The sequence below is a fragment of the Coriobacteriia bacterium genome (assembly GCA_014859305.1).
Classification (GTDB): Bacteria; Actinomycetota; Coriobacteriia; order Anaerosomatales; family Kmv31; genus Kmv31.
In genome coordinates, this window is record JACUUM010000030.1 from 1 (window position 1) to 13796 (window position 13796).

Genomic DNA, 13796 nt, shown 5'->3' on the forward strand with positions numbered 1-13796 from the left:
CTGGGCGGCAAGGCGCAGTTCGGCGGCCAGCGCTTCGGCGAGATGGAGGTCTGGGCGCTGTACGCCTACGGCGCCGCCTACGTGCTGCAGGAGATACTCACCATCAAGTCCGACGACGTCTTGGGCCGCGTGAAGGCCTACGAGGCCATCGTCAAGGGCGAGAACATCCCCGAGCCGGGCATCCCCGAGAGCTTCAAGGTGCTCGTCAAGGAGATGCAGTCGCTGTGCCTGGACGTGGAGATCATCTCCGAGACGGGCGAGGAGATCGAGCTGAAAGAGGCCGAGGAGGACATCTTCAAGACCGCCGAGGAGCTCGGGCTGGACCTCACCGGCATCGGCGAGGAGGAGCGCGAGGGCGCCGAGGAGAGCAGCCTCGAGGAGCTCATCGAGGCCGACGTCTCGGCGCTGGACGCCTCACTCAGCGAGGACCCGGGGGAGTAGGCAGGATCCCAGAGGAAGTGACGGGGGCGCTCATCGGCGCGCCCGGCGCCTCATTAGGAGGAAGCAACCTTGCTCGACGTCGACGTCAACAACTTCGATAGGCTCCGGATCGGCCTGGCCTCCTCGGAGCAGATCCGCCAGTGGTCACGCGGCGAGGTCAAGAAGCCGGAGACCATCAACTACCGCACGCTCAAGCCCGAGAAGGACGGCCTGTTCTGCGAGAAGATCTTCGGGCCGACCAAGGACTGGGAGTGCTACTGCGGCAAGTACAAGCGCGTGCGGTTCAAGGGCATCATCTGCGAGCGGTGCGGCGTCGAGGTGACTCGCGCCAAGGTGCGCCGCGACCGGATGGGGCACATCGAGCTCGCCGCGCCGGTGAGCCACATCTGGTACTTCAAGGGCGTGCCCTCCCGCATGGGCTACCTGCTCGACACCGCGCCCAAGGACCTCGAGAAGGTGCTCTACTTCGCGTCGTCGATCATCACGTCGGTGAACGACGAGGACCGCGAGGCCGACCTGCAGATGCTGCGGGAGGAGCTCGACGCCGACCTCGCCGGGCTCGACGCGGAGAAGGCCGAGGAGATCGCCGCGATCGAGGAGGAGCGCGAGCGCCTCGTGGCCATCGCGCGCGGCGAGGCGGAGCCGGAAGAGGGCGAGCTCGTCGACGAGGACGTTCCCGCCGAGGACCGCGTCAAGCGCATCGAGGCCGAGGCCAAGCGCGACGCCAAGGACCTCGACGAGGAGTACGCGGAGCGCCGCGACCTGCTCCTGGAGGCGTTCGAGCGCTTCCAGAAGCTCGCGCCGAAGGACCTGATCGCGGACGAGACGCTCTACCGCGAGATGAAGCTGCGCTACGGCGACTACTTCCGCGGGGGGATGGGTGCCGAGGCCGTCAAGGACCTGCTTGCCCAGATCGACCTGGAAGCGCTCGCGGCCGAGCTGCGCGAGCAGATCCGCGAGGGGAAGGGCCAGAAGCGCCAGAAGGCGATCAAGCGCCTGAAGGTCGTGGCCGCGTTCAAGACGAGCGCCAACCGCCCCGAGTGGATGATCCTGGACGCGATCCCGGTCATCCCGCCGGACCTGCGCCCGATGGTCCAACTCGACGGCGGCCGCTTCGCGACCTCGGACCTGAACGACCTCTACCGACGCGTCATCAACCGCAACAACCGGCTCAAGAGGCTGCTGGACCTGGGCGCGCCGGAGATCATCGTGAACAACGAGAAGCGCATGCTGCAGGAGGCCGTGGACGCGCTGTTCGACAACGGGCGCCGAGGCCGTCCCGTGACCGGTCCGGGCAACCGCCCGCTCAAGTCGATCAGCGACATGCTGAAGGGCAAGCAGGGCCGCTTCCGCCAGAACCTGCTGGGCAAGCGCGTGGACTACTCGGGCCGCTCCGTCATCGTCGTGGGCCCGGAGCTGAAGCTGCACCAGTGCGGCCTGCCGAAGGTCATGGCGCTCGAGCTCTTCAAGCCCTTCGTCATGAAGCGGCTCGTGGACCTCGAGTACGCGCAGAACATCAAGAGCGCCAAACGGATGGTCGAACGCGGCCGCGACGTCGTCTGGGACGTGCTCGAGGAGGTGATCGGCGAGCACCCGGTCATGCTCAACCGCGCGCCGACCCTGCACCGCCTCGGCATCCAGGCGTTCGAACCCGTGCTCGTGGAGGGCAAGGCGATCCGCATCCACCCGCTGGTGTGCACCGCGTTCAATGCGGACTTCGACGGCGACCAGATGGCCGTGCACCTCCCGCTGTCGGCCGAGGCCCAGGCCGAGGCCCGCGTGCTGATGCTGTCGAGCAACAACATCAAGTCGCCCGCGCACGGACGTCCGCTGACCACCCCCACACAGGACATGGTCATGGGCCTGTACTACCTGACCGCCGTGCGAGAGGACACGGAGGGCGAGGGCCGGGCGTTCATGAGCTTCGACGAAGCCGTGCTCGCATACGACAACCGCTCGGTGGACCTGCAGGCCCCCATCGAGGTGAGGCTCACGGCCGACCTCGTCGAGGAGGCCGCGGACGGGACGCTGACCGAGCGCCGCGCCGGCGAGCGCATGAGGACCACCGTCGGCCGAATCACGTTCAACCGCTCGCTGCCGCAGGACTACCCCTTCGTGAACCACGAGATGGACAAGAAGGGCATCGGGCGCATCGTGGAGGACTGTTCGACGCGCTACCCGAGCAACGAGATGTCGTGGATCCTGGACGAGGTGAAGCGCCTCGGCTTCCACTACGCCACCCGAGCCGGCGTCACCGTGTCCGTCTATGACGCGCTCATCCCCGAGAACAAGGCGGAGCTGCTTGCCGAGGCCGAGGAGATCGTCGAGCGCATCGAGGGCCAGTACGAGCGCGGCCTGATCACCAAGGAGGAGCGCCACCGCCAGATCGTCGAGGTCTGGACGCGCGCGACGGAGGCGGTCGGCGAGGCGATGGCGGAGAACTTCGACAAGTTCAACCCCATCTACATGATGGCCTACTCAGGCGCCCGCGGTAACATCAAGCAGATCCGCCAGCTCGCCGGCATGCGCGGGCTGATGGCCAACCCGAAGGGCGAGATCCTCGACCGGCCGATCAAGGCGAACTTCCGCGAGGGCCTGTCGGTGCTGGAGTACTTCATCTCCACGCACGGCGCCCGCAAGGGTCTGGCCGACACGGCGCTTCGCACCGCCGACTCCGGCTACCTGACCCGCCGCCTCGTCGATGTCGCGCAGGACGTCATCGTACGCCAGTCCGACTGCGAGACCGACGAGGGCGTGCGCTACCCGCTCGTCGGCGGCGACGGCCGGCTGGACCGCGATCTCGTCGGGCGCGCCCTGCTGTCCGACGTCGTCGACCCCAAGAAGGGCGAGGTGCTCGCCGAGGCCAACTCGTACGTGGCAGCCGAACCGCAGATGCAGGAGTGGGCAGAGCGCGGGGTGACCGAGGTCGAGGTCCGCACGGTCATGACGTGCCATGCCAAGCACGGCATCTGTCAGAGCTGCTACGGCTGGGACCTGGCGAGCGGTCGGCCCGTGGACATCGGCACCGCTGTGGGCATCATCGCCGCGCAGTCCATCGGCGAGCCCGGTACCCAGCTCACCATGCGAACCTTCCACACGGGAGGCGTGGCCGGCGAGGACATCACGCACGGACTCCCGCGCGTGACCGAGCTCTTCGAGGCCCGCAAGCCCAAGGGCCAGGCGCTGCTCGCCGAGATCACGGGCGTGCTGTCCATCGAGGAGGGCGAGAAGGCCCGCCGGCTCGCGATCACCGACGCCGAGGGTCACGAGAAGGCCTACACCGTCTCGCGGCGCGCGCGCCTTCGTCCCGGGGTGGTCGACGGCGCCACGCTGGAGGCCGGCACCCAGCTCAGCGAGGGCTCCGTGAACCCTCACGACCTGCTCCACCTTCGCGGTCCCAACGAGGTGCTTCGCTACATCGTGGCCGAGGTCCAGGAGGTCTACGCGTCCCAGGGCGTCGACATCAACGACAAGCACATCGAGGTCATCGCGCGACAGATGATGCGCAAGGTCACCGTGGCCGAGGCGGGCGACACGGACTTCCTGCCCGGGCAGCTCGTGGACCGGTTCGTCTTCGCGGAGGAGAACGAGCGGGTGATCGCGGACGGCGGCCAGCCCGCCGTCGGCACCGCGGTCCTGCTCGGCATCACCAAGGCATCGCTGGCGACCGAGTCGTACCTGTCGGCCGCCTCCTTCCAGGAGACGACCCGGGTGCTCACCGACGCGGCGATCTCGGGCAAGGAGGACCAGCTCCTCGGCCTGAAGGAGAACGTCATCATCGGCAAACTCATCCCCGCGGCCACCGGCATGAACCGCTACCGCACGGTCAAGCTCACCTACAAGGGCCGCTCGGCGGAGTGGACGCGCACGGAGGAGGGCCCGCTGCCCGACTTCGCGCCGGAGGAGCTCAAGGAGATCGAGGCCATGCTGCCCGGTCCTCAGCCCGAGGGAGCCGGTCTCACCGAGGAAGAGGCCGCGGCGTTCTTCGCCGACCTGGACGTCAGCCGCCGCGAGGAAGAGGGCGTCGACACCAGGGCGTTCACGGGCGTGGTCTTCGAGCCGGAGGAGGCGCGGGCGCCGGAAGGCGAGGCCCCCGCGCCCGAGCCTTCCGGGGACGGGTCGATGCCGGTCACGGACCTGGGGATCTCGTCTCGCTGGTCCAAGGCCCTGGCCGAGGCCGGCATAGAGACCGTCGGCGAGTTGACCGAGCGCACCGAGGACGAGCTCGGCGACGTGAAGGGTTTCGGCGCCAAGGCGATGGAGGAAGTGAAGGGCGCCCTCGCCGAGCGGGGGATGGCGCTCAAGGAGCAGTAGAGGACCTGCCCTCGCGGTGGCGGGCCGCGGAGCGCCCTTCGCGACCCGATCCGCCCCTTCCGGCGAACCCCACCGCGGCACTCCGGCCCGAGGGACGATACGCCCGGGCGCGTGGTTTGACAGCCACGAGGACGCTTTGGTAGAGTGCGACCTTGTGACTCTAGGCTGCCCGGCGGCGCGCGTGCTGCGTCGGAGGCGTTGCGGCCCGGGACAGGCGAAGACCGAGGAGGGTGCGTTGCCCACCATCAACCAGCTGGTCAGGAATGGCCGAAAGCAGGTCGCCAAGAAGAGCGCGACCCCCGCGCTCAAAGGTAACCCGCAGAAGCGCGGCGTGTGCACGCGCGTGTACACGACCACCCCGAAGAAGCCGAACTCCGCGCTGCGCAAGGTGGCGCGCGTCCGGCTGACCAACCAGATCGAGGTAACGGCCTACATCCCGGGCATAGGCCACAACCTGCAGGAACACTCGATCGTCCTCGTTCGCGGCGGCCGCGTGAAGGACCTCCCCGGCGTTCGCTACAAGATCATCCGGGCGGCGCTGGACTGCGCCGGAGTGAGCGACCGCAACCAGGCCCGCTCGCGGTACGGGGTGAAGAAGGCCAAGTAGACCCGGCCCGCCCGTCGGGGCGGGGGCCGGCGTGAGGAGAGACAGTCATGCCAAGGCGTGCAGCGGCACAGCGCAGGGAGACCCTGCCCGACCCGGTCTACAACAACCGGCTCGTCACCCAGCTCATAAACAAGGTGCTCCTCGACGGGAAGCGCTCCTTGTCCGAGCGCATCGTCTACGACGCCTTCGACATCATCGAGCGCAAGACGGGCAACGACCCGCTCGCGACGTTCAAGAAGGCGATGGACAACGTCCGCCCCACGCTGGAGGTGCGTCCGAAGCGTGTCGGCGGTGCGACGTATCAGGTCCCCGTCGAGGTGAACAGCCGCCGCGCGACCACCCTGGCGATCCGCTGGATCGTGGGCTTCTCGCGGAAGCGCCGTGAGAAGACCATGTCCGAGCGGCTGGCCGGCGAGATCATAGACGCCGTGGCAGGACAGGGCGCGTCCGTGAAGCGCCGCGAGGACCTGTACAAGATGGCCGAGTCCAACCGGGCGTTCAGCCACTACCGCTGGTAGGGGCCGGGCGGCGGTAGGAGAAGAGGTACCGATCCGAGATGGCTGCGCGTTACCCGCTGACCAAGACACGCAACATCGGCATCATGGCGCACATCGACGCCGGTAAGACCACGACCACCGAGCGCGTGCTGTTCTACACGGGCAAGACGCACAAGCTCGGTGAGGTCCACGAGGGCGCCGCGACGATGGACTGGATGGTGCAGGAGCAGGAGCGAGGGATCACGATCACCTCGGCCGCCACCACCTGCTTCTGGCGCGACCATCGCATCCAGATCATCGACACGCCCGGGCACGTGGACTTCACGGTCGAGGTGGAGCGCTCGCTGCGCGTGCTCGACGGCGCGGTGGCCATCTTCTGCGCGGTCGGTGGCGTCGAGCCGCAGTCCGAGACCGTATGGCGCCAGGCGGATAACTACGGCGTCCCCCGGCTCGCCTACATCAACAAGATGGACCGGACCGGCGCGGACTTCCTCAACGTGGTGCGGATGATGAAGGATCGGTTGGACACGAGTCCGGTCCTGCTCCAGCTGCCCATCGGGGCCGAGGACGGGTTCACCGGGATCGTCGATCTCATCGAGATGCACGCGATCCATTTCAACGAGGACGACAAGGGCATCAACCCGACCGTCGGCGATATCCCCTCCGAGCTGGCCGAGGAAGCCGAGCTGCACCGCCACGAACTCGTGGAAGCCGCCGCGGAGCACGACGACGCGTTGCTCGAGAAGTTCCTGGCTGACGAGGAGATCGGCGTCGCCGAGCTCAAGGCGGCGTTGCGCAAGGCGTGCATCGACAACGCGATCACGCCCGTGACGTGCGGCGCGTCTTTCAAGAACAAGGGCGTCCAGCCACTGCTCGACGCCATCCTCGACTTCCTGCCCTCGCCGCTGGACGTCCCGGCGATCACGGGGACGGACCTCAAGAGCGGCGAGGAGGTCGAGCGCCCCGCCGACGACACGGCACCCTTCGCGGCGCTGGCGTTCAAGGTCATGACCGATCCCTACGTCGGCAAGCTCACCTACTTCCGCGTGTACTCCGGCAAGGCGTCGGCGGGTTCCTACGTGCTCAACTCCACCAAGGGCCACAGGGAACGCGTCGGCCGCCTGCTGGAGATGCACGCGAACCACCGGGAGGACGTACCCGACGTCCGTGCCGGCGACATCGTCGCCGCCGTCGGCTTGAAGAACACCACCACCGGCGACACGCTGTGTGCTGAGACGGCGCAGGTCCTGCTCGAGTCGATGGTCTTCCCCGACCCCGTCATCGACATCGCGATCGAGCCCAGGACCAAGGTCGATCAGGAGAAGCTCTCCGCGAGTCTCGCCAAGCTCGCCGAGGAGGACCCCACCTTCCGCGTGCGCACCGATGTCGAGACCGGTCAGACGATCATCGCGGGCATGGGCGAGCTGCATCTCGAGGTGATCGTCGACCGCCTGCTGCGGGAGTTCAAGGTCGAGGCGAACGTCGGGCGCCCCCAGGTCGCCTACCGCGAGACGGCCGGCAGGCCGGTCGCGAACGTCGAGGGCAGGTTCGTGCGCCAGACCGGCGGCCGCGGCCAGTACGGGCACGTCGTGCTGAACGTCGTGCCGCAGCAGCCGGGCGCGGGGTACGAGTTCGACAACAAGATCGTCGGGGGTGCGGTCCCGCGCGAGTTCATCCCGGCCGTGGACCGGGGCGTCCGGGAGGCGATCGAGACCGGCGTGCTGGCAGGCTACCCGGTCGTCGACATCAAGGTCGAGCTCGTCGACGGCAGCTACCACGAAGTGGATTCCTCGGAGATGGCCTTCAAGGTCGCCGGCTCGATGGGGATCAAGGACGCGCTGCGCAAGGCCGCCCCTCGGCTGCTCGAGCCGATGATGGCCGTGGAAGTCAACACCCCCGAGGAGTTCATGGGCGACGTGATCGGCGACCTGTCGAGCCGCCGGGGACACATCGAGGGCATGGAGCCGCGCGGCAACGCGCAGGTCATCAAAGCAAAAGTACCGCTCTCCGAGATGTTCGGCTACGCGACCGACCTGCGCAGCAGGACCCAGGGCCGCGCAGCGTACACGATGCAGTTCAAGGCCTACGAGGCCGTTCCGAAGAACGTCGCGGACGAGATCGTGAAGAAGGTCGGCGGCGATGGCGGCGCCTAGGCGCGCGCGGCCGGTGACGAAGGGCGACGGAGGTTAGAGAGTTGGCCAATCAGAAGATGAGGATCCGGCTCAAGGGCTACGACCACGAGATCGTGGACCAGTCGACCAAGATGATCGTCGAGACGGCGCAGAAGACCGGTGCGAAGGTGGCCGGTCCGATCCCGCTCCCCACCGATCGCAACCTGTACTGCGTCATCCGCTCGCCCCACGCCAACAAGGACAGCCGCGAGCACTTCGAGATGCGGACGCACAAGCGCCTGATCGACATCCTCGAGCCCACTCCCAAGACGGTCGACTCGCTGATGCGTCTCGACCTGCCGGCCGGAGTGGACATCGAGATCAAGCTGTAGGACGTCCGCCGGGTGCGCCCGGCGGTCTGCCGGAGGAGCGGTCCTCTGGGAGCCGGTGAGGGCGCCGGTGAGAAGAGGTCCCAAGACCGCGCGAACGAGAAGGTGATGGAGTGGCCAAGACGATACTTGGACGGAAGCTGGGCATGACCCAGGTCTGGGGCGAGGGCGACATCCTCGTGCCGGTGACCGTCATCGAGGCGGGGCCCTGCGTGGTCTCGCAGGTCAAGACCCCCGAGAGGGACGGCTACTCCGCCGTTCAGCTCGCCTACGGCGACATCAAGGAGAGCAAGGTCAACAAGCCGATGGCCGGTCACTTCGCCAAGGCGGGAGTGCCTGCCAAGCGCTACGTCGCGGAGGTGCGCCTGGAGGAGGGCGAGTCCTTCGCCCTCGGCGAGGAGGTCACGGTCGAGGGGTTCGAGGTCGGCTCGAAGGTCCAGGTGACCGGCACGAGCAAGGGCAAGGGGTTCCAGGGCGTCATGAAGCGGCACAACTACCACGGCGGTCCGGGGGGGCACGGCTCGCACTTCCACCGCGCGCCGGGCTCCGTCGGTCAGGCATCGACGCCTTCGCGCGTGTTCAAGGGCCTCGGGTTGCCCGGGCACATGGGCAGCGAGACCGTCTCTGTCCGCAGCCTCGAGGTGGTCGACGTCGATACCGACCAGAACCTGCTGCTCGTCAAGGGTGCCGTGCCCGGCGCCAAGGGCGGGCTGCTCACGATCCGGGCACTCTAGGGCCCGGTGCGGACCGACTGATGGGTGAGGAGTAGACGAGATGCCAAGCATCGACATCAGGGATGGCGCGGGGAAGAAGGTGGGCACGGCCAAGCTGGCCGACTCCATCTTCGGCATCGCGCCCAACCCGTTCGCCGTGCACCAGGTCGTCCGCAGCCAGATGGCGGCACGCCGCGCCGGCACCCACTCGACGAAGGGCCGCAGCGAGGTCGCCGGCGGAGGCGCCAAGCCGTGGCGCCAGAAGGGTACCGGCCGTGCCCGGCAGGGCACGATCCGCGCCCCGCAGTGGAAGGGCGGCGGCGTCGTCTTCGGGCCCACTCCGCGGAGCTACGCGTTCAGGCTGCCGAAGAAGGTGATCAAGCTCGCGATGCGCAGCGTGCTCTCCGCCAAGGCATCCGAGGGCGTGCTGCACGTCGTCGAGAGCGTGGCGTTCGAGACGCCCTCGACGAAGCGCGCGATCGAGATGCTCCGCAATCTCGGCGTCGATGGGCGCGTGACGGTGGTCGTCGGCAACGACGACGAGGCGGCGGTCAAGTCGTTCCGCAACATACCGGCCGCTCGCGTCATCACCGCCGTCGAGGCTAACACCTACGACCTCGTCGACAACACCGCGCTCGTGCTGACGAAGCCGGCGCTGGAGTACCTCGAGGGGGTGCTGAAATAGATGGACCCCCGCCAGGTGATCATCCGGCCCGTGGTGTCCGAGAAGTCCTACGGGCTGATCGAGAAGAACAAGTACACGTTCGAGGTCGACAAGCGCGCGACGAAGCCCCAGATCGCGTCGGCCGTCCAGGAGGTCTTCGGCGTCACCGTCACGAGCGTCAACACGATGAACATGACCGGAAAGCCGCGGCGCTTGCGCTACGCCAAGGGTCACACGCGGTCCTGGAAGAAGGCCATCGTCACCCTGAGGGAGGGTGACACCATCGAGCTGTTCGGGTCGCCCTAGGGGCCGCCCCGCCGGCACGGCTGCCCGCCTCCGTCGTTGAGATGGAGCCGCCCGGCACCGTGGCAGTCCGGCGTCGGATCCGCGGGGAGGCGAGGCCTCCCGGTCCCGGCGGAGCCGGCAATCGGACGGAAGGAGAGACATGGGACTGAAGAAGTACAAACCGACATCGCCGGGACGGCGCTTCCAGTCGGTCTCCGACTTCGCCGAGGTGACGAAGACGGAGCCGGAGAAGTCGCTGCTCGGACCGATCTCCAAGAAGGGCGGCCGCAACAACAACGGTCGCATCACGACGCGCCACCAGGGCGGCGGACACAAGCGGCGGTACCGCCGGATCGACTTCAAGCGCGACAAGGACGGCGTTCCCGCCAAGGTCGCCTCCATCGAGTACGACCCGAACCGCTCGGCCCGCATCGCGCTGCTGCACTACGCCGACGGCGAGAAGCGCTACATCATCGCGCCGCAGAGACTGAAGGTCGGCGACACGGTCCAGTCCGGCAAGGGCTCGGACATCCGCCCGGGGAACGCGTTGACGCTCTCCGACATTCCGACCGGTACCGTCGTGCACGCGATCGAGCTGCAACCCGGGAAGGGCGCGGCCATGGCACGCTCGGCGGGCACGTCGGCGCAGCTGATGGCGAAGGAGGGCGACTACGCGATCCTGCGCACGCCATCCTCGGAGACGCGGATGGTGCTGCTGACCTGTCGCGCTACCGTGGGCGTCGTCGGCAACCCCGAGCACGAGGGAGTCTCCGTCGGCAAGGCGGGACGCGCGCGCTGGAAGGGCAAGAGGCCGACCGTCCGCGGTACCGCCATGAACCCGGTCGACCATCCGCATGGCGGCGGCGAGGGCAAGAACAAGACCGCCGGACGCCATCCGGTGAGCCCATGGGGAGTCCCCACCAAGGGACATCGCACCCGTGCGCGGCGCAAGTCGTCCGACCGCCTGATCATCCGCCGCCGCAAGAAGTAGTGGCGCGGCAGAGACGTTGACGAGGAGCTGGAGTCGCTGATGAGCAGGAGTCTGAAGAAGGGACCCTACGTCGAACCTCGGTTGCTGGACCGGATCCACGCGATGAACGAGGCCGGCGAGAAGCGCGTCGTCAAGACGTGGTCCCGCGCGTCGACGATCTTCCCCGAGATGGTCGGGCACACGATCGCCGTGCACGACGGCCGGAAGCACGTCCCCGTCTACGTGAGCGAGTCGATGGTCGGGCACAAGCTGGGCGAGTTCGCGCCCACTCGCACGTTCCGCGGTCACGCGGGCAAGGGCCGCAGGTAAGGGCGAGACGCCGGCCGCGTGAGCGCGGCCGCGATGTGGAGGTCGGAGCAAGAGATGGAAGCGAAAGCGGTTGCCAGGTACGTGCGGGTAAGCCCGCGCAAGGCCCGCCAGGTCGTCGACCTGATCCGGGGCAAGTCGGCGGGCGAGGCCTCGGCGATCCTCAAGTTCACCCCGCGAGGGGCGGCCGAGGTCGTCGAGAAGGTGCTGCACAGCGCCGTGGCCAACGCCGAGAGGAACCTGAAGATCCCGGCGGACACCCTGTACGTGTCGGAGACCTATGTGGACGAGGGGCCGACGCTGAAGCGCATCAGGCCCCGCGCGATGGGGCGCGCGTTCAGAGTGGACAAGCGTACGAGCCACATCACCGTGGTCGTGAAGCAGCGGAAGGAGGCGTAGAGGATGGGCCAGAAGGTCTACCCGATCGGGTTCCGTCTCGGCATCACCGAGGACTGGCGGTCCCGGTGGTTCGAGGGCAAGGGGTACAGTCGGACGCTGGCCGAGGACCTGCGCATCCGTAGCTATCTGTTCAAGAAGCTGCGCCGCGCCGCGGTCTCGCGGGTCGAGATCCAGCGCAAGGGCGACAAGGTGATCGTCGAGGTCTGGACCGCCCGCCCCGGCATCGTCATCGGCAAGAAGGGCGTGGAGGTCGACACCTTGCGCAGGGAGCTCGAGAAGCTCACAGGGCACCCGGTCGCGATCAACATCGTCGAGATCAAGCGGCCCGAGCTCGACGCCACTCTGGTGGCCCAGGGTGTGGCCGAGCAGTTGGAGGCGCGCGTGGCGTTCCGCCGCGCGATGCGCAAGGCGGTCACGTCGGCTACCAAGAGCGGTGCCCTGGGCATCCGGATCCAGTGCGCGGGGCGCCTCGGCGGAGCCGAGATGGGCCGCAGGGAGTGGTATCGCGAGGGGCGCGTGCCGCTTCACACGCTGCGCGCGAAGATCGACTACGGCACCGCCGAGGCAGCCACGACGTTCGGCCGCATCGGCGTGAAGGTCTGGATCTACCGCGGCGAGGTCCTCCCGGGCCAGGCCGCGCCGGCCGGGGCGGACCCCATGCAGGGGCCGTCGCGCCCTGCGCGCCGAGAGGGTCGCAGCGGCAGGCGCGGCGCCGGCGGAGGGAGGGGCTAGAGATGCTTCTGCCCAAGAGAGTGAAGCACCGCAAGGTGCAGCGGGGGTCCATGAAGGGCCAGGCCAAGGGAGGCAGCGCCGTGGACTTCGGCGACTACGGCCTCAAGGCGCTCGAGCCCGCCTGGATCTCGAACCGCCAGATCGAGGCGGCCCGTATCGCCATGACCCGCTACATGAAGCGTGGCGGGAAGGTGTGGATCAACATCTTCCCGGACAAGCCGGTCACGCAGAAGCCCGCGGAGACTCGCATGGGCTCGGGCAAGGGAAACCCCGAGAAGTGGGTGGCCGTGGTCAAGCCCGGCCGTGTGATGTTCGAAGTCGCGGGCGTGTCCGAAGACGTCGCGCGGGAGGCGATGCGGCTGGCCGCGCACAAGCTCCCGATCAAGTGCAAGTTCGTGACGAGGTCCGAGACGGGTGGTGAGGCGTAGATGAAGCCCGAGGACATCCGCGATCTCGCCGAGAGCGAGATCGAGCAGAAGATCAGGGACTCGCGCGCGGAGCTGTTCAACCTCCGCTTCCAGCTCGCGACCGGGCAGCTCGACAACCCGAACCGCATCAAGACGGTCAAGAAGGACATAGCGCGCCTGCACACCGAGATGCGGATGCGCGAGATCGACGCCGCTCGCAACGCGGCGGCATCGTAGGCGCAGGCGGAGGTAGCAGATGAGCAACGAACGGGGCAGCCGCAAGCAGCGGCAGGGAGTGGTGGTCTCGGCCGGAGGCGACAAGACGTGCGTCGTGAAGGTCCAGGACCGCAAGCGGCATCCGCTGTACGGCAAGATGATGACCGTGAGCTCCAAGTTCCACGCGCACGACGAGAACAACGACACGGGCGTGGGCGACACCGTCGTGATCGCGGAGACGCGTCCGCTCTCCAAGATGAAGCGGTGGCGTCTGGTCCGCATCGTGGAGAAGGCCAAGTAGCACCGCGGGCAGGGCCGGCGCGGCCGGCAGCCCGAGGAGGTGACGGAGGGACAGATGATCCAGGCAGAGACGCGACTCAGGGTCGCGGACAACTCCGGGGCCCGGCAGGTGCTCTGCATCAAGGTGCTGGGCGGCTCCAAACGGCGCTACGCGCGCGTGGGTGACACCATCGTGTGCGCCGTCAAGGAAGCCATCCCGAACGGCCAGGTGAAGAAGGGTGACGTGGTCAGAGCGGTCGTCGTTCGCACAAAGAAGGAGTCGCGGCGCCCCGACGGCAGCTACATCAAGTTCGACGAGAACGCCGCCGTCATCATCGACAACCAGGGCAACCCTCGGGGAACGCGCATCTTCGGCCCGGTCGCTCGCGAACTGCGCGACCGCCGCTACATGAAGATAGTGTCGCTGGCCCCGGAGGTCCTGTGA

General features: G+C 67.9%; 17 protein-coding genes. All 17 read left to right on the plus strand.

Annotated features, from left to right (window positions below):
• The coding region (locus IBX62_06800; GenBank protein ID MBE0476783.1) for a DNA-directed RNA polymerase subunit beta at positions 1 to 441 on the plus strand (441 nt) is incomplete at its 5' end.
• A 69-nt stretch (positions 442 to 510) separates the two neighbouring features.
• Entirely contained in the window at positions 511 to 4755 is a 4245-nt protein-coding gene (locus IBX62_06805) for a DNA-directed RNA polymerase subunit beta' (GenBank protein ID MBE0476784.1), read from the plus strand.
• 235 nt (positions 4756 to 4990) lie between these two features.
• A complete protein-coding gene (locus IBX62_06810; GenBank protein MBE0476785.1) occupies positions 4991 to 5362 on the plus strand; it encodes a 30S ribosomal protein S12 in 372 nt (123 codons plus the stop codon).
• 47 nt (positions 5363 to 5409) lie between these two features.
• Positions 5410 to 5880, plus strand: a complete 471-nt coding sequence (gene rpsG / locus IBX62_06815) for a 30S ribosomal protein S7 (GenBank protein MBE0476786.1) — start codon at positions 5410 to 5412, stop codon at positions 5878 to 5880.
• A gap of 38 nt (positions 5881 to 5918) precedes the next feature.
• A complete protein-coding gene (fusA, locus tag IBX62_06820) occupies positions 5919 to 8012 on the plus strand; it encodes an elongation factor G (GenBank protein ID MBE0476787.1) in 2094 nt (697 codons plus the stop codon).
• Between the two features lie 41 nt (positions 8013 to 8053).
• Positions 8054 to 8362 carry a 30S ribosomal protein S10 gene (gene rpsJ, locus IBX62_06825; protein MBE0476788.1) on the plus strand — a complete coding sequence of 103 codons (309 nt, stop codon included), beginning with the start codon at positions 8054 to 8056 and terminating at the stop codon, positions 8360 to 8362.
• A 110-nt stretch (positions 8363 to 8472) separates the two neighbouring features.
• On the plus strand, positions 8473 to 9093 hold the full coding sequence (gene rplC, locus IBX62_06830; GenBank protein MBE0476789.1) for a 50S ribosomal protein L3: 621 nt from the start codon (positions 8473 to 8475) through the stop codon (positions 9091 to 9093).
• A 40-nt stretch (positions 9094 to 9133) separates the two neighbouring features.
• Positions 9134 to 9757 carry a 50S ribosomal protein L4 gene (gene rplD, locus IBX62_06835; protein MBE0476790.1) on the plus strand — a complete coding sequence of 208 codons (624 nt, stop codon included), beginning with the start codon at positions 9134 to 9136 and terminating at the stop codon, positions 9755 to 9757.
• The gene (gene rplW / locus IBX62_06840; GenBank protein MBE0476791.1) at positions 9758 to 10042 is read left to right on the plus strand and encodes a 50S ribosomal protein L23; all 285 of its coding nucleotides are present in this window, start codon (positions 9758 to 9760) and stop codon (positions 10040 to 10042) included. It begins immediately after the preceding gene.
• 139 nt (positions 10043 to 10181) lie between these two features.
• Positions 10182 to 11012: a 50S ribosomal protein L2 gene (gene rplB, locus IBX62_06845; GenBank protein ID MBE0476792.1), complete on the plus strand. Its 831-nt coding sequence runs from the start codon at positions 10182 to 10184 to the stop codon at positions 11010 to 11012.
• A gap of 39 nt (positions 11013 to 11051) precedes the next feature.
• Positions 11052 to 11321 (plus strand): 30S ribosomal protein S19, encoded by a 270-nt coding sequence (gene rpsS / locus IBX62_06850; GenBank protein MBE0476793.1) that lies wholly within the window; start codon positions 11052 to 11054, stop codon positions 11319 to 11321.
• Between the two features lie 54 nt (positions 11322 to 11375).
• Positions 11376 to 11717: a 50S ribosomal protein L22 gene (gene rplV, locus IBX62_06855; GenBank protein ID MBE0476794.1), complete on the plus strand. Its 342-nt coding sequence runs from the start codon at positions 11376 to 11378 to the stop codon at positions 11715 to 11717.
• 3 nt (positions 11718 to 11720) lie between these two features.
• On the plus strand, positions 11721 to 12449 hold the full coding sequence (rpsC, locus tag IBX62_06860; protein MBE0476795.1) for a 30S ribosomal protein S3: 729 nt from the start codon (positions 11721 to 11723) through the stop codon (positions 12447 to 12449).
• A gap of 2 nt (positions 12450 to 12451) precedes the next feature.
• Positions 12452 to 12877: a 50S ribosomal protein L16 gene (rplP, locus tag IBX62_06865; GenBank protein MBE0476796.1), complete on the plus strand. Its 426-nt coding sequence runs from the start codon at positions 12452 to 12454 to the stop codon at positions 12875 to 12877.
• Complete coding sequence (rpmC, locus tag IBX62_06870; protein ID MBE0476797.1) at positions 12878 to 13093, plus strand: 50S ribosomal protein L29; 216 nt, start codon at positions 12878 to 12880, stop codon at positions 13091 to 13093.
• 19 nt (positions 13094 to 13112) lie between these two features.
• Positions 13113 to 13373, plus strand: a complete 261-nt coding sequence (gene rpsQ, locus IBX62_06875; protein MBE0476798.1) for a 30S ribosomal protein S17 — start codon at positions 13113 to 13115, stop codon at positions 13371 to 13373.
• 54 nt (positions 13374 to 13427) lie between these two features.
• Positions 13428 to 13796, plus strand: coding sequence for a 50S ribosomal protein L14 (rplN, locus tag IBX62_06880; GenBank protein MBE0476799.1), 369 nt, complete (start codon positions 13428 to 13430; stop codon positions 13794 to 13796).